The organism is Marinobacterium nitratireducens (assembly GCF_014645375.1).
In the GTDB taxonomy this organism is placed as follows: domain Bacteria; phylum Pseudomonadota; class Gammaproteobacteria; order Pseudomonadales; family Balneatricaceae; genus Marinobacterium_A; species Marinobacterium_A nitratireducens.
Genome location: NZ_BMLT01000001.1, coordinates 137,640 through 153,113 on the forward strand (window position 1 = coordinate 137,640; position 15,474 = coordinate 153,113).

A 15,474-nucleotide genomic window follows, 5' to 3' on the forward strand; every position below is an offset into this window, starting at 1 on the left:
CAAACTACAGCGCCTTCTGGTGTCGTGCCGCTTCCCTGACTGCGTCGACGATGGCGCGCAGGCCGTTGCCGCGGGAAGGCCCGAGGTGGCGCATCAGATCCAGCCGCTGGAAACTGGCCTCGAGGTCGCTGTCGAGAATTTCCTGCGCGGTCTTGCCGTCAAAGGCGCCGAGCACCAGTGCGATAAGTCCGCGGATGACCCGGGAATCGGCGTCCAGGTTCAGTTGGAAGCGGCCGTCGGGCCCGACCTGGGCGCAGAACCAGACCCGGCTCTCGCAGCCGTGCAGGCGATTTTCGTCGCGCCGCATCGCCTCCGGCATCGGTTTCAGCTGCTTGCCCAGCAGCATGATCTGGCGGTAGCGCTCCTGCCAGCCACGACACTGTTCGAGCTGCGCCAGCGGGTCGGCGGCGGCGGGCGCCGTAACGGTCGCCTCTCGCCGCTGCTCGGCGACGATTCGCGCCAGAGTCCGGGCAAAGAACTCGACTTCCTCGAGGCTGTTGTAAAAGGCAAAAGAGGCGCGCAGCGTGCCGGGCAGGCCGAGACGCTGCATCAGCGGCATGGCGCAGTGGTGCCCGGCCCGGACCGCGATGCCGTACTGGTCCAGTAGCAGGCCAAGGTCCTGCTGGTGCAGGCCGTCGACCTGGAACGACATCAGGCTGACGCGTTCGGGAGGCGCTCCGACCGCCCGGAACCCGGGTATCTCGCGGCACAGCTCAAGCGCGTACCCGAGCAGGCGCAGTTCATGCGCCTCGAGCTCGGCGCGGTCGAACTGTCCGAGATAGCGGATGGCGGCTGCAAGCCCTATGGCACCGGCGATGTTGGGGGTGCCGGCTTCGAACCGAAACGGCAGGCCGCCGTAGCGCGTGCCGTCGAAGCTGACGTGCTCGATCATCTCGCCACCTCCCTGCCAGGGCGGCATGGTTTCCAGCAGCGCCTCGCGGGCCCAGAGCGCACCGATGCCGGTGGGGCCGAACAGCTTGTGCCCGGAGAACACGAAGAAGTCACAGCCCAGTGCCTGCACGTCAATGGCCCGGTGCGGCGCCGACTGGGCGCCGTCGACCAGCACCAGAGCGCCGGCGTCCTGGGCTTCCCGTGTCATCCGCACCACCGGATTGATGGTGCCGAGGGCATTGGAGGCGTGGCCGATGGCGACCAGCTTGGGTGACCGGCGCAGCAGGGAGCGGTAGGCGTCCTCGTCGAGGGTGCCGTCATCCAGCAACGGAATCGGCTCGATGCGGGCGCCGCTTTGTTGCGCGAGCATCTGCCAGGGCACGATATTGGCGTGGTGCTCCAGGGTGCTGACCAGGATCAGATCGCCCGACGCCAAGTTGGCGCGTCCCCAGCTCTGCGCCACCAGGTTGATCGCTTCGGTGGCGCCGCGGGTCCAGACGATTTCCCGCGCACTGGCGGCGCCGAGAAAGGCCGCGACGCTTTCCCGTGCCTGCTCGAAGGCGGCGGTGGCGAGGCTGCTCAGCGCATGGGCGGCGCGGTGCACGTTGGCGTTGCCGTGGCGGTAGTAGTCCGCCACCGCCCGGATCACCGCTTCCGGCTTCTGGGTGGTGGCGGCGTTGTCGAAGTAGACCAGTGGCTGCCCGTTGACGCGGCTGTCGAGTATCGGGAAGTCTCGCCGCACGGCGCGGGGATCGAACATCAGCCGGCGTTCTCGCTGCGCAGCAACTGACCTTTCCAGCGGGCGTAATACATGGCGGCGACGAACAGCACGCCGACCAGCAGGCTATATGCAAGGCCGAGCCCGAAGGTGGCCGGATTGGTCGCGGCCAGGATCGCCTCGATGAACAGGATCAGCAGGAAAAAGCACAGCCAGGCGTGGGCCCGGGGGCGGCCGCGGATGATCGATGGCGCGAAGGCCAGCAGCGGTAGCAGATGCCAGAGCCAGACCACCCAGGGATGGTCGCCCGGTGCCGGTCGCAGCACCATGAACCAGAGGGTCAGCAGTGCCAGAAGGGCACCGAAGCTGGCGAGCGTGAGCAGACGGGCGAGCCGCACACGGCTTTGCAGCTTGCGAATATCGGTGGTCATCGGGCACTCCCGGGCAAAAGCTTCAGCGCCAGCTCGCCGAGACGGCGACCCTGGGCCTGACAGAGTTTGGTTTCGGTTTCGTCCAGCTTGCGGCTCCGGCTATGGCCGGCAACGTGGGTCGGGCCGTAGGGGGTGCCGCCGCTTTCGGTGGTCATGAGATCCTGCTCGCTGTAGGGCAGGCCGGTGATCAGCATACCGTGGTGCAGCAACGGCAGCATCATCGTCAGCAGCGTGCTCTCCTGGCCGCCATGCAGGCTCGATGAGGCGCTGAACACGGCGGCCGGTTTGCCGATCAGTGCCCCCGACAGCCATATCGAGCTGGTGCCGTCGAGAAAATACTTCAGCGGCGCGGCCATGTTGCCGAACCGCGTCGGGCTACCCAGCGCCAGACCGGCGCACTGCGCGAGATCGTCCTCGCTGCAGTAAAGGTCGCCTTCGGCGGGAATGCTGTCGGAGGTGGCTTCGCAGACGGTGGAGACCGGCGGCACCGTGCGCAGGCGCGCCTCGATGCCGGCCTGCTCCGCACCTCGGGCGATTTGCTGCGCCATGGCGCGGGTCGCGCCGTTGCGGCTGTAGTAAAGCACCAGCAGGTAGGGGCGCTCGGTGGTGGCCTGGCTCACCTCAGAGAATCTCCTTTACCGACTCGGGCGGGCGGCCGATGCGGGCGCGGCCGTCGCGAATGACGATGGGGCGCTCGATCAGCTTCGGACACCGCACCATGGCGGCGATAACAGCGTCGTCATCCAGGCTGGCGTCGTCGAGGCCCAGTTCCCGGTACTCCGTTTCCTTGGTGCGAAGCAGGGCGCGCGCTTCGATGCCTAGCGCCGCCAGTACCGCTCTGAGTTCGTCCGCGCTGGGGACGTCCTTGAGGTATTCGCGGATCTGCGGCTCGATGCCGTTGTCGCGCAACAGCTGCAGGGTTTCTCGGGACTTGGAGCAGCGTGGGTTATGATAAATGGTAACCTGAGTCATGGCGCTTCCGTTGATTCTGTTGGCGGCGCCTATTGTAAAGGAAGCCGCGGCCAAGTCCCAACGGGTCTGTGACTCCCGGGCCCGTTGGCAGCAGACCGGCCGGCGACCTGTAACCTGCAACCCTCGAGCAAAAGGATTTCACCATGGACGCCTTGTGGCAGAGCGTTCCGCTGCGGTTTCTGCGTTATCTGTTCGCGCAGTTTTTCTCCAACCAGGGCATCCTCAATGCCTCGGCGTTGACCTACACCACGCTGTTCGCGGTGGTGCCGCTGATGACGGTGTCCTACGCCATGCTGGCGGCGGTGCCGGCTTTTCAGGGACTGGGCGAGGAATTGCAGGGCTGGGTGTTCCAGAACTTCGTGCCGGCCACCGGAGAAGTGATCCAGGACTACCTGCAGAGCTTCACCAGCCAGGCGCGCAAGCTGACCGGGGTGGGGGTCGCCCTGCTGGCGGTGACCTCGATCATGATGATGAAAAACATCGAGGCGGCGTTCAATCGCATCTGGCGGGTCTCGATACCGCGCAAGGGGATGTCGAGCTTTCTGCTGTACTGGGCGGTGCTGAGCCTCGGTCCCGTGCTGATGGGCCTCGGGATCGCTGTCAGTTCCTACATCGTCTCGCTGCCACTGATCAGCAGCGCCACCGACCTTGTCGGCCGTGCGCAGCTGCTGGCGCTGCTGCCGCCGTTGCTCTCCGCCGCGGCCTTTACGCTGCTGTACGCGGCGGTGCCGAACTGCCGCGTGCCGCTGCGCAACGCCCTGGTCGGGGGCGTGGTGGTGGCGCTGCTGTTCGAAACCGCCAAGCGGGGCTTCGCGCTGTTCGTCACTCAGTCGTCGTCCTATCAGCTGATCTACGGCGCCTTCGCCGCGGTACCGCTGTTCCTGCTCTGGATCTATATCTCCTGGGTGATCATTCTGCTCGGAGCGGAACTGACGCGCGCACTGACGGTGTTTCAGCCGGTACGGCGGCAGCATTCGAGTTCTCATCTGGCCACGGTGGTGGCCGTGCTGCACCGGCTGTGGAAGGCGCAACAGCAGGGACAGGCGCTCTCCGACCGCGTGCTGCTGCAGGAGGTGGCCGGACTCGATCAGGGGCGCTGGGACGATTACCAGCAGCTGCTCAGTGACGCCGGCGTGATACAGCGCACCGAGCAGGGCGAATTCCTGTTGTGCCGGGATCTGTCCCGCTTCAGCCTGCTCGAACTGAGCAACACCTTGCCTTGGCCGCTGCCGGAGGCATCGGCTCAGGAGTCGCTGTGCAGCTGGCAGCGGCGTCTCGACCTGCGTTTACAGGCGCTGTCCCATCAGCGCAGCAAACAGCTCGAGGTTCCGCTGGAGTCGCTGTTTGCGGATGCCGACGACGGCCCGGCGGCACCCGTTCGGCAGCAACCGTCACCCGCGTCGCGGGAAGGAGGAAAGGATGGCTGAGGTGGCCTTCGAGGTTTTGGTTACGGGACGCGTCCAGGGCGTCTGGTTTCGCCAGTCCACTTGCGATCAGGCGCGGGTCGAGGGCGTACTCGGCTGGGTGCGCAATCTGCCCGATGGTAACGTCGCGGCCTGGCTGCAGGGCGAGGATGCGGCGGTCGAGCGCCTGCATGACTGGCTGCACAGCGGACCGCCGCAGGCGCGGGTGGACGAAGTCCGGGCCCAGGCGCGCAGGCCGGATCCGGACCTGGAGAGTTTCGAGATCCGTGACTGAAGTGGCCGTTCGTGGTCGTCAGCTGTCAACCGACGCGGCTTCGCTCGTCAACAGTTGCGCCAGGTCGAAGGCGTCGACCTGGGACGGCGCCAGGAAACGGCGGGCATAGTCCAGGCAGACGCCGCTTTCGACGAAAAGCCGCAGCAGCTGCGGATCGAGATGGCCGCGTCGGCCCATGCCGAACATGATACCGAGCGCTTCGCTCAGGGGTTTGGGGGTCTTGTATGGGCGGTCGCTGGCGGTCAGCGCCTCGAACACATCGGCGATCGCCATCATGCGTGCACTGAGCGACATCTGTTCGCCGTGCAACCGCTTGGGATAACCCTGGCCGTCCATGCGTTCGTGATGCCCCCCGGCGATTTCCGGCACCCGGCGCAGGTGGCGCGGGTACGGCAGTTTCTCCAGCATGATGATGGTCTGCACGATATGGTCGTTGATCTTGTAACGCTCCTCGGGCGTCAGGGTGCCGGCCGGAATCTGCAGGTTGTAGAGTTCCCCGCGGTTGTAAAGGTGCTCGGGTGTGTCAAGGCGAAAGCCCCAGGGATTGTCGGGTTCTATGCGGTCCGCCTCTTCACGGGGAATGATGTGGACCGGCTTGTCGGCCAGCAGCTTTTCCTCCACCGGCAGGCGCCCGGACCTATCGGCCTGGCGCTGGCGCTCCTCCCAGGAAACTCCGAGGCGCTCGTCGAGGGTTCGCATCCAGGTGCGCCCGGCGATGCGCTGCAGGCGGTCCTGGTCCGCCTCGGCCATCCGTTCGCTGCCGAGATTGCACTGGGCGACGAAAGCGTACTCTTCGTCCAGAGTGCGCCATTCCCGCTCCAGTGCCTGGCGTAGTTCCGCTTCCTCGCCGCCGGCCATAACCGCCCTCAGGTAGCGGATTTCGGCGTCGCGCTTGAGCACCTCGAAACGGGTGCGGATTTCGTGGATGCGGTCGTACAGCGTTTCCAGCTTGGTTGCCTTGTCGACGACGTACTCGGGGGTCGTGACCTTGCCGCAATCGTGCAGCCAGCTGGCGATGTGAAGTTCCTCCCATTCCTCGCGGCTAAGGTGAAAATCGCGAAACGGGGGCGCCTGGCTGTCGCAGGCCGCCTGTGCCAGCATCCGGGTCAGTTCCGGTACACGCTGGCAGTGACCGGCGGTGTGCGGGGATTTGGCGTCGATGGCGCCGGCGATCAGTTCGATAAAGGCTTCGAGCAGGGCCTTTTCCATGCGAATCAGCTGCCGGCTTTCCAGGGTGATGGAAGCGAAGCCGGACAGCGTTTCGATAAAGGCCAGGCGGTCCGACACCGGCCTCCGGTCGGTATCGGCATAGAGCAGGCAGAGTACGCCGACGGGTTCGCCCTTGCGGTTCTTCAGCGGCAGTGAGATGACGCTGAACGAGGGCAGCGAGAGGGCGTCGAGCAGCGCGCGCATCGGATGAGCCCCGTCCGGACCGACCGCCTGCTGCAGGCTTTGCTGCTGCTGCAGGCAGCGGCCAAGCGGGTTGCCGGAATCGAGGTTGCAGGACTCCAGCAGCGCCGGGCTGACGGCGTTGCCGGCGACCTTGAGGCTTACCGGCTGCAATTGTTTCTCGTCTTCGCTGACCAGATAGATGGCGGCGCCGGCAGCCTGGCTGACGTTCATGGTTTCGTCGGTGATCAGTTCGATCAATGGCTTGAATTCGGTTTCCTCCGACATCGATTGCAGCAGACCGAGAAAGCGTTTGAGGGTGTCGCGCATCAGGCTCATGCTGGCCTCGAGATCGTCGATTTCGCGAATCTTCGAGCGCATTGGGCGCGGTTCGGTGAAACGAAAGCGTCTGATGCGTCGCGCCTCGGAGGCCAGTTGCCGCAAGGGACGCGAGATCTGCCGCGCCAGCAGCCATGACAGCGGCAGCGCCAGTATCAGGATTGCGGCGGTGATGAGGCTGGACTGGCTGCGCATCTGCAGCGCCTCGCCGAGCAGCTCGCGTTCCGGTGTCAGTGTCAGCAGCTCAAGCGTAATGCCCTTGGCGGGCGCGAGCCGGTAAAGCTGGCCCCGCCAGCGCTGACCGTCGACCTCCAGTGCAAAGGCCCGTCGTCCGGCCTCGACCTCGCGACTGGCGGCGACCAGTACCCGGGAGCCGAGGGTATCGAGGCGCGCCACCTCGACGACTTCGTCGTCGTGCAGCAGTACCAGCTTGCCCGGATCCCGGTATGCCAGTGCATTGAAGTGCTGATCCAGCAGCACCACTTCGCTGTTGGGGCTGATATCGATGCTGGAAATGGTTTGCGACAGACTGTCGAGTGCGACGTCGGCGGCCACCACGGCGGTACGGTCCGGCGTGCGGCTGGACAGGGTGATGCCGACCCGTCGTACGCGGTCGAAGAAGTAGGGGGCGGTGGAGAGGTGGCCGTCGCTTGCGATAGCGCCGCGATACCAGGGCTGGGCGCGCGGGTCTTCGTCGCTGAAACCCGCGCTCTCCCGGCGGATCGGCTGCAGTCGCCGGTCGAAGAAAAAGCGTTCGACGGCCCGGCGGCCAAGGTCGTCGAGCTGGGTGTTGACCGCCATCAGCCGGGCATCGTCCGGCGCATTGAAGGTGCGGCGCATGTCCGGGCTGTCCAGCGGGCGCACGGTGAAGACATCGCCGTTCTCGTAGCCCAGGTGCAGTCCGATCACCTGGGGCCGCAGTTCCAGCGCCTTGGCCAGCAACGGCAGCTGCGCCAGTCGCTCGTCGAGGCTCCAGGCGCTGGCGACGGCGTCGAGGGTGAGCATGTTGACCGTTTGCACGATCGGCTGATAGGTGCGCAGAAAATCGAGGCTGATTTCATTGCCGTAACGCTGGAACAGCTTTTCCGAGGCGCTGAGCGCCATTGCACTGGATTTGCGGTAGTTGTACCAGCTCAGTGTGGCGCCGAGGGCGATGATCAGCAGTGCGAACAGCGCGGTTATCTGCAGGTGCAGCGGGATACGGCGGCGGTGGGCCATCGGATTGGGTCGCTAGGTGTGAGAAGCCCTCACTATAACGCAACTGCCATGCGGCGGGGAGGGCGCTGTCAGTGTACCTCCGCCCCGAGATAATCCTCGATGTGCACCTCGTCAATCTGCTTGGGATCGAGATAGCGCTCGGCATAGCGCAGATAGACACCGCTTTCCAGGAAAAGGCGCAGCAGGTCGGGGTCGAGATGGCCGCCGTCGCGCATGCTGGCCATGATGCGCAGCGACTGGCTCAGCGACTTGGCTTCCTTGTACGGCCGGTCCGCGGCGGTCAGCGCCTCGAAGACGTCGGCTATGGCCATCATCCGTGCCGCCTGAGACATCTCTTCCCCGCGCAGCCGTTTCGGGTAGCCGTTGCCGTCCATGCGCTCGTGGTGGCCGCCGGCGATTTCCGGCACCCGGCGCAGGTGGCGTGGGTAAGGCAGCTTCTCGAGCATGATGATGGTCTGCACGATATGGTCGTTGATCTTGTAGCGCTCTTCCGCGGTGAGGGTGCCGGCCGGAATCTGCAGGTTGTACAGCTCACCGCGGTTGTAGAGATGCTCCGGCGTGTCGAGGCGAAAGCCCCAGGGGTTGTCCGGCCCGTAGCAGTCGCCTTCGGCGCGTTTGACGATATGCACCGGCTTGTCGGCCAGCAGCTTTTCTTCCACCGGCAGCGGTTCCCGTGCGGCGCCGCGGCGCTGGCGCTCTTCCCAGGAAATGCCGAGACTGTCGTCCAGGGTACGCAGCCAGGTACGGTCGGCGATACGGTGCAGACGGGCCTGGTCGTCGGGCTCCATGTACTCGCCACCGAGGTTGCAGTTGGCGATAAAGGCGAAGTCGTCGTCGAGGGTTTGCAGCTCACGCTCGAGTTCGCTGCGCAGTGTGCTGTCGTCACCGCCGCCATAGCGCGCTTTCCAGTAGCGGATCTCGGCATCGCGCTTGAGTACCTCGAAGCGGGTGCGGATTTCGTGGATACGGTCGTAAAGGGTTTCGAGCTTGGTAGCCTTGTCGACCACGTATTCCGGGGTGGTCACCTTGCCGCAGTCATGCAGCCAGCTGGCGATGTGCAGCTCTTCCCACTGCTCGGTGTTGAGGCGAAACTGCCGGAACTCCGGCGCATCGCTCTCGCAGGCGGCGCGGGCCAGCATCTTGGTAAGGGTCGGAACACGCTGGCAATGGCCGCCGGTATGGGGGGACTTGGCGTCGATCGCGCTGGCGATCAGCTCGATAAAGGCTTCGAGCAGGGCCTTTTCCATGCGGATCAGCTGGCGGCTTTCGAGGGTGATGGATGCGAAACCCGACAGCGCTTCGATGAATGCCAGTCGGTTGGAGTCCTCGCGCACGGAAAGATCCTCGAACAGCAGGCAGAGAACGCCCACCGCTTCGCGTTTGCGATTGAGCAACGGGATGGCGGCGACGTTGATGCTGTCGTGCTGCAGCGCCTTGAGCAGCGGGAACAGCGGATGCTCGGGGGTGTCGCGGCTGACGGTTTCCAGCAGGGTCTCCTGCTGCTGCACGCAGCGTGCCAGCTGCGATGTGCCGTTGAGGCTGCAATGTCTCAGGCTGCCCTGGCCGACGGCCTGCTCCGGCATGCGCAGACTGGCCGCTTCCAGCGTTTGCTCATCTTCGCCGACCAGGAATATTGCGCTGCCGTCCGCCTGGCTGGCGGCGCGGGTTTCATCGCCGATCAGCTCGATCAGAGGGCCGAACTTGGTTTCCTCGGTGATCGACCGCAGCAGGCCGAGGAAGCGGTTCAGGGTGTCCTTCATCACGCCCATGCTGCTGCTGAGATCGTCGATTTCGCTGATCACCGAGCGCAGTCCAAGCGGCTGGTCGAGCTGGAAATGGCTGATCGCCGTGGCTTCGCGTGACAGCTGACGCAGGGGTCGCGAGATCTTCTGCGCCAGCGTCCAGGTCAGCGGAATGGCGCACAGCAGCAGAATGGCGGTGATGATCAGAGACTGCCGCCGCATGGCGAGCGCCGCGCCCAGCAGTTCGCTTTCCGGCACCAGTGTCAGCAGGTGAAAGCCCATCTGGCCGTCGCCGAGCAGATTGACGCGGCCGTACCAGCGGTCGTCGTTGTAGTCGAGCGTAAAGGTGGAATCGTCGGCCCTGACCTGTGGGGCTGCGGCACGAAGCACATCGGAGCCGAGGCTGTCGAGATCGGCAAGCTCCACCGCGTCGTTGTCACCGCGAATAATCAGCTTTGACGGGTCGCGGTAGGCGACCGCATTGCGCTGACTGTCGAGCAGCACCACCTCGCTGCTGGGTGTGATGGTGACCTGGGATATGGAGTCGGACAGTATATCCAGGGAGACATCGGCGGCGATGATGGCGCTTTGGTCCGGCGTGCGAATGGCCAGGGTGATGCCAACCTGCTGAATGAAGCGATAGAAGTAGGGCTGGGTGCCGATCTGCCTGTCGCTGGCCATCGCCTGCTGATACCAGGGACGAAGGCGCGGGTCGTAGTCCGACGGGCCGGCATCGGTGCGGGCGAGCAGGGCAAAGTTTTCGTCGAAATAGAAACGGTCGATACGGCGGCTGCCGTCCGCTGCGCTCTGAATGTTGTCTGCCATGGCCACGGCGTTGTCGGGGGCATTGAAAATGCCGCGCATATGTTCGGTGGTGGTGGGGCGCATGATGAAATAGTCGCCATTGTTGTAGGCAACGGCGAGCCCGGTTACCTGGGGCTTCTGCCTCAGAATCATGCCGAAAAGCGGCGCCTTCTGCAGCCGGCTGTCGAGGTCCCGGCTCTCGATCAGCTGTTTTTCCAGCGTCAGCAGCTGAATGGTCTGGACGATGGGCTCGTAGGCGCGGATAAAATCGACTTCTATGCGCGCGTTGAACTGGTCGAACAGCTGGCTGGAGGCTTCCAGTATGATGTCGCTGGTTTTGTGGTAGTTGTACCAGCTCAGCAGACCGCCGAGAACGCTGATCAGCGCGACGAAGACCGTGGCAATCTGCAGATGAAGGGGGTAACGCCTGTGATTGAGGCTGGCGATCATCGACTGTTGATTCCTGTGGGTATGATTGCCGGTTCAGGAACTATAGCCGAACAGCCGTTTCAAGGGGGGGGAGGTGACAGCATTTTTTTCGCAGTTGCGGTAGGATTTTTCGCGGCTGAGTGGGCAGGGGCGGAGCCGGGCTCCGCCCCCGGTGCAGCGGTCAGATATTGACCCTTTGCGCAAGGCTGGCCAGCAGCTCGTCGATCGCGATGTGCTGGTTGTCGGCGTCGCGGCGGCCCTTGTACTCCAGGGTGCCGGCGGCGATGCCGCGATCGGAGATCACCACGCGGTGCGGGATGCCGATCAGTTCCATATCGGCGAACTTGACCCCCGGGCGCTCCTTGCGATCGTCCAGCAGGACATCATAGCCAGCCTGGCGCAGTTCGGCGTAAAGCCTGTCGGCAAGCGCCCTGACCTCGTCGGACTTGTCGTAGTTCAGCGGTACCAGGGCGACGTGGAAGGGGGCGATGGCGTCCGGCCAGATAATGCCGCGCTCGTCATGGTTCTGCTCGATGGCCGCGGCCACCACGCGGGTGACGCCGACACCGTAGCATCCCATGTCCATCACCTGGGACTTGCCGTTTTCGTCGAGTACGGTGGCGCCGAGGGCCTCGGAGTACTTCTGACCGAGCTGGAAAATGTGGCCGACTTCGATGCCGCGGCGGATCGCCAGGGTGCCCTGACCGTCCGGGCTCGGGTCGCCCTCGACCACGTTGCGCAGATCGGCCACCTGGGGCAGCTCGACATCGCGCCCCCAGTTGATGCCGAAGTAGTGCTTGCCGTCGATATTGGCGCCGGCGCCGAAATCCGATGCATGGGCCACGGCGCGGTCGACGATGCAGGGAATCGCCAGGTTGACCGGGCCCAGGGAGCCGGGACCGGCTCCGATGAGCGGACGGAATTCGTCTTCGGTGGCGAATTGCAGCGGCGCTTTGACCTCGGGAAGCTTTTCCGCCTTGATCTCGTTGAGCTCGTGATCGCCGCGGACCAGCAGCGCGACGAAATCGGCCTCGCACTCGTCGCTGGCGTGCACGATCAGGGTCTTGACGGTCTTCTCGATCGGTTGTCCGTGCTGCTCGACGAGGTCGGCAATGGTCTTGGCGTTCGGTGTGTCGACCAGGTGCATCTCGAGGCTCGGTGCCGCGCGTTCGCCGGCAGGCGCCAGCGCTTCGGCCAGCTCGACGTTGGCGGCGTAGTCGCTGCTGTCGGAGAAGGCGATGTCATCTTCGCCGGAGTCGGCCAGTACGTGGAATTCGTGCGACGAGCTGCCGCCGATGGAGCCGGTGTCCGCCAGAACCGGGCGGAAGTCGAGGCCGATGCGGGTGAAGATATTGACGTAGGTGTGGTACATCACCTCGTAGGTGTCCTGCAACGATTCGCGGCCGAGGTGGAAGGAGTAGGCGTCCTTCATGATGAACTCGCGCGAACGCATGACGCCGAATCGAGGACGGATCTCGTCACGGAACTTGGTCTGGATCTGGTAGAAGTTGGCGGGCAGCTGCTTGTAGCTTTTGACCTCGCGACGGATCAGGTCCGTGATCACTTCTTCATGGGTCGGGCCGACGCAGAACTCGCGCTCGTGGCGGTCGCGAACGCGCAGCAGCTCGGGGCCGTACTGCTCCCAGCGGCCGGATTCCTGCCACAGCTCGGCCGGTTGAATAGCGGGCATCAGCACTTCCTGGGCGCCGGAACGATCCATTTCCTCGCGCACGATGCGCTCGACCTTGCGCAGGGTGCGCAGGCCCATCGGCAGCCAGTTGTAGAGGCCGGCGGCGACCTTGCGGATCAGCCCGGCGCGCAGCATCAGCTGGTGGCTGATGACTTCGGCGTCGGACGGTGTTTCCTTCAGTGTTGCTATCAGGTATTGACTGGCTCGCATAGATCCTAAACCCATGAAATGGATGAAATACGGAAAATCGGACCATTGTAGGGAGGCGACCTGCATCAAACAAGCCTGATGGCGAGTGGTAGGGCGTTAAGCGTAAGGCGGTAAGGTTCCAACCGCGCGTAACCCGACAAATCGATCGCAGTACAGATCGGTGGGTGTCGGTTGGCGACGTACGTTCCCGACTCCTTCGGTGTTGGGTTACGCGCCTTCGGCGCTAGACCCAACCTACAAGAGCTGATGGTGAGTGGTAAGGCGTAAAGCGTCAGGGCGCAAGGGGCGGCGGCCGATAGATGTGTAGGAGCTCGCTCCGCGAGCGAACCGAAGATTGGCCGCGTGCTGCAAGGCTGTTCGCCCACAGAGTGGGCTCCTACACCGACGCCTCACGCCTCACGCCTGCGCAAATCGACGATGGGATAGGGTATCTGAATGCCTTCGCGGGCGAGGGCGTCGAAAATCGCCTGGTTGACCTGGTACTGCAGTTCGAAGTAACGCCGGGTCGGCACCCAGTAGCGGTAACCGATGTTGATCGAGAAGTCGCCGAAGGTTTCGATGCCGACCTGGGGGGCGGGCTCGACGGTAACGCCTTCGATTTCGCCGATCACCGTCCGTATCAACTCGCTGGCCCGCCGCGGATCGCTGTCGTAGCTGATGCCGACGCAGGCTTCGACGACCCGGTTGGTGTAGGAGTTGGTGATCACCTCGCCGACGATGTGCTTGTTCGGGATGGTGATCTTCTCGCCATCCTCGTTGGTCAGTACCGTGTAGGAGAGGCGGATTTCCTCCACCACGCCGCTGATACCGTTGATGCAGATGGTGTTGCCGACCACGAAGGGGCGCGTGAGGACAATGGTGAAACCGGCGCCGTAATTGGAAAATACGCCCTGCAGTGCAAGTCCGATACTCAGGGAGATGGCGCCGATGGCGGCGACGAAGGGCGCGACGCTGATGCCGAACTTGCCGAGGCAGATGACGATCACCATCGCGACCACCAGCAGTCTCACGGTACTGGCGATAAAGAGGCGCAGGGTGACATCGACGTCGTGACGTTCGCACAGGCGCAGGGTGATACCGGCGATCCAGCGTGCGACCAGCAAGCCGAGAATGAAGATCAGGATGGCGCCGATCACCTGGAAGCTGTAGTTGACGAAAAAATCGACCACCAGGGTGTAGATCTTGCCGGCCGACTCGAACTCTTCCTCGAACATGCTGGTGCCTCCGTTGCGGCGTTATCGCTGGCCGCTCAGGCGGCGCGTACTTCCTGTGAGTCTATGAAGTCTATCAGCTCAGCCAGCTGGGTTTCATCGAATACCGGAATACCGTGGCGCATCAGCTCAGCGGCGGCGAGACCGGGGCCTTCGGTCAGAGTGTTGTTGAAGTTTCCGTCGTACACCCGGCTATTGCTGCAGGAAGGGCTGTTGGCTTTCATCAGCGCGCAAATGCAGCCTTCCCGCCGTGCCGCTTCCAGCGCCCGTTCGGCGCCATCGAGAAACGCCGGGGTGACATCGTCCCCGCTGCGGCTGCGCACCAGAATCGGGAAGCGCTGGTGAATTTCTGCCGCGGCACGGGGTGTCGGCAGACCGCCGGCAGTTTCCGGACAGAGTGCTACCAGGCGGCCCTCGCGGCGCCAGCGTGCGATGATCGGGTGGTCCAGCAGGCTGTGTCCGCCGTCGTAGCGTACCCTGTCGCCCAGCAGGCAGGCACTGATCAGTATCTTGCGCATCCTGTTTCTCAGCTTTGCAAAGTCCAAGACAGAACGCCGGAGCCATCTGTGGTCGGGCCCGGCGTTCGCTATACGGGCGCGCATCTTAGGTGTTGAATGTTAAGAAACGGTGATATCAGCCGGCCGCTTCGACGCGGTTGCGCCCGCCTTCCTTGGCGTCGTACAGCGCCTGATCGGCTCGGCCTATGAAGTCGTCGATACTGTCGCCGTCGCGGTATTCGGCGACGCCGAAGGATGCGGTGATCGAGCTGATGACCTCGCCGGACTTCTTCAGTTTGATGCGGATGGCCTGGATTTTCTCGCGCAGCAGCTCGGCGGTGTCCAGACACTGCTCGAGACCGGCGTTGGGGATCAGCACCGCGAACTCCTCGCCGCCGAAGCGAACCGGCAGCGCCGGATCCTGCAGCTGTTCCTTGAGCAGCTTGCCGACGTATTGCAGCACCTTGTCGCCCATCAGGTGACCGTATAGATCGTTGAAGGCCTTGAAATGGTCGACGTCGAGCATGATCAGGGTAAGTCTCGGTCTGTCGGCGGTGCCAAGCAGCTGTTCGATTTCGGCGTCGAAGACGCGGCGGTTGAACAGGCTTGTCAGCGGGTCGATCCGGGCATCGTGCCGGCTCTGCACGAGTTCGGCCCTGAGCGCGTCGATTTCCGCACGCGCCTCGTCGATTCGCAGCTGAAACTGACGGGTTTCGGCGCTTATGGCCGCGGTATTGAGCGCCAGGTTCTGGATGATCGATTCCAGCGGCAGGCGTTCGTTGTCGCTTTCGTTGAGGGCATCCAGACTGTCCTGCAGCACCTCGCTGTAGCTGCTGGTACGGCGTGCGGTGGCGTCGGCCTGGTGGTGCAGATCGTTCATCAACGAGATCAGATTGGCCTGCATGTCCTTTGCCGATTCCAGCTCATCGCGCAGCATGTGGTCACGAAACAGCTGCTCGCTGATCATCATCGGGCAGGTGCCGTAGGTTACGAGAGCCTCGTCGAGTTCGCTGTTGAGATCCGGCAGGCGGTTGGAAACGTACGTATACCAGAGAGCATAGTTCAGCGGATTCGGCGGTATGTTGTACTTCACCATCATCGGCACTGCCTGACGCAGGTAGGCCGCGGCCTGGCTCGAATTCTCGACGAACTTCATAGCATTCCTTCAATAACGGCTTGAGGACTTCACATGCATGTCGGGCGCAACATCCAAACGGTCGTTCGAATTGCCCGGA

At 63.9% G+C, this 15,474-nt stretch carries 12 protein-coding genes; 2 read left to right on the top strand and 10 right to left on the bottom strand.

What is annotated here, in order from left to right; all coding sequences use genetic code 11:
* Positions 1 to 4 precede the first annotated feature (4 nt).
* Genes IEX85_RS00595 through arsC form a run of 4 tightly spaced genes read right to left on the bottom strand, consistent with a single transcriptional unit; the run spans position 5 to position 3,012 of the window.
* On the bottom strand, positions 5 to 1,651 hold the full coding sequence (locus IEX85_RS00595) for a SufS family cysteine desulfurase (RefSeq protein WP_188857323.1): 1,647 nt from the start codon (positions 1,649 to 1,651) through the stop codon (positions 5 to 7).
* Positions 1,651 to 2,040 (bottom strand): DUF2069 domain-containing protein, encoded by a 390-nt coding sequence (locus IEX85_RS00600; protein ID WP_188857325.1) that lies wholly within the window; start codon positions 2,038 to 2,040, stop codon positions 1,651 to 1,653. The genes IEX85_RS00595 and IEX85_RS00600 overlap by 1 nt, the downstream gene beginning before the upstream one ends.
* Complete coding sequence (wrbA, locus tag IEX85_RS00605; RefSeq protein ID WP_268238052.1) at positions 2,037 to 2,660, bottom strand: NAD(P)H:quinone oxidoreductase; 624 nt, start codon at positions 2,658 to 2,660, stop codon at positions 2,037 to 2,039. The genes IEX85_RS00600 and wrbA overlap by 4 nt, the downstream gene beginning before the upstream one ends.
* A gap of 1 nt (position 2,661) precedes the next feature.
* Positions 2,662 to 3,012, bottom strand: coding sequence for an arsenate reductase (glutaredoxin) (gene arsC / locus IEX85_RS00610; RefSeq protein ID WP_188857327.1), 351 nt, complete (start codon positions 3,010 to 3,012; stop codon positions 2,662 to 2,664).
* A gap of 143 nt (positions 3,013 to 3,155) precedes the next feature.
* Between arsC and IEX85_RS00615 the strand changes: the two genes are divergently transcribed.
* Complete coding sequence (locus tag IEX85_RS00615) at positions 3,156 to 4,439, top strand: YihY family inner membrane protein (protein WP_188857328.1); 1,284 nt, start codon at positions 3,156 to 3,158, stop codon at positions 4,437 to 4,439.
* Positions 4,432 to 4,710 (top strand): acylphosphatase, encoded by a 279-nt coding sequence (locus IEX85_RS00620; RefSeq protein WP_188857329.1) that lies wholly within the window; start codon positions 4,432 to 4,434, stop codon positions 4,708 to 4,710. The genes IEX85_RS00615 and IEX85_RS00620 overlap by 8 nt, the downstream gene beginning before the upstream one ends.
* A gap of 18 nt (positions 4,711 to 4,728) precedes the next feature.
* On the opposite strand, the gene IEX85_RS00625 is transcribed toward IEX85_RS00620, so the two are convergent.
* The 6 genes from IEX85_RS00625 to IEX85_RS00650 form a co-directional block, all read right to left on the bottom strand.
* Positions 4,729 to 7,656, bottom strand: a complete 2,928-nt coding sequence (locus IEX85_RS00625) for an HD domain-containing phosphohydrolase (protein ID WP_188857330.1) — start codon at positions 7,654 to 7,656, stop codon at positions 4,729 to 4,731.
* Positions 7,657 to 7,724: 68 nt separating this feature from the next.
* Positions 7,725 to 10,652 carry an HD domain-containing phosphohydrolase gene (locus tag IEX85_RS00630; protein WP_188857331.1) on the bottom strand — a complete coding sequence of 976 codons (2,928 nt, stop codon included), beginning with the start codon at positions 10,650 to 10,652 and terminating at the stop codon, positions 7,725 to 7,727.
* Between the two features lie 160 nt (positions 10,653 to 10,812).
* Positions 10,813 to 12,531: a proline--tRNA ligase gene (locus IEX85_RS00635; protein ID WP_188857332.1), complete on the bottom strand. Its 1,719-nt coding sequence runs from the start codon at positions 12,529 to 12,531 to the stop codon at positions 10,813 to 10,815.
* A gap of 389 nt (positions 12,532 to 12,920) precedes the next feature.
* Positions 12,921 to 13,745 (bottom strand): mechanosensitive ion channel family protein, encoded by an 825-nt coding sequence (locus tag IEX85_RS00640; protein ID WP_188857333.1) that lies wholly within the window; start codon positions 13,743 to 13,745, stop codon positions 12,921 to 12,923.
* Positions 13,746 to 13,780: 35 nt separating this feature from the next.
* A complete protein-coding gene (locus IEX85_RS00645; RefSeq protein WP_188857335.1) occupies positions 13,781 to 14,260 on the bottom strand; it encodes a 2-thiouracil desulfurase family protein in 480 nt (159 codons plus the stop codon).
* 115 nt (positions 14,261 to 14,375) lie between these two features.
* Positions 14,376 to 15,395, bottom strand: a complete 1,020-nt coding sequence (locus IEX85_RS00650; RefSeq protein ID WP_188857341.1) for a GGDEF domain-containing protein — start codon at positions 15,393 to 15,395, stop codon at positions 14,376 to 14,378.
* Positions 15,396 to 15,474 lie beyond the last annotated feature (79 nt).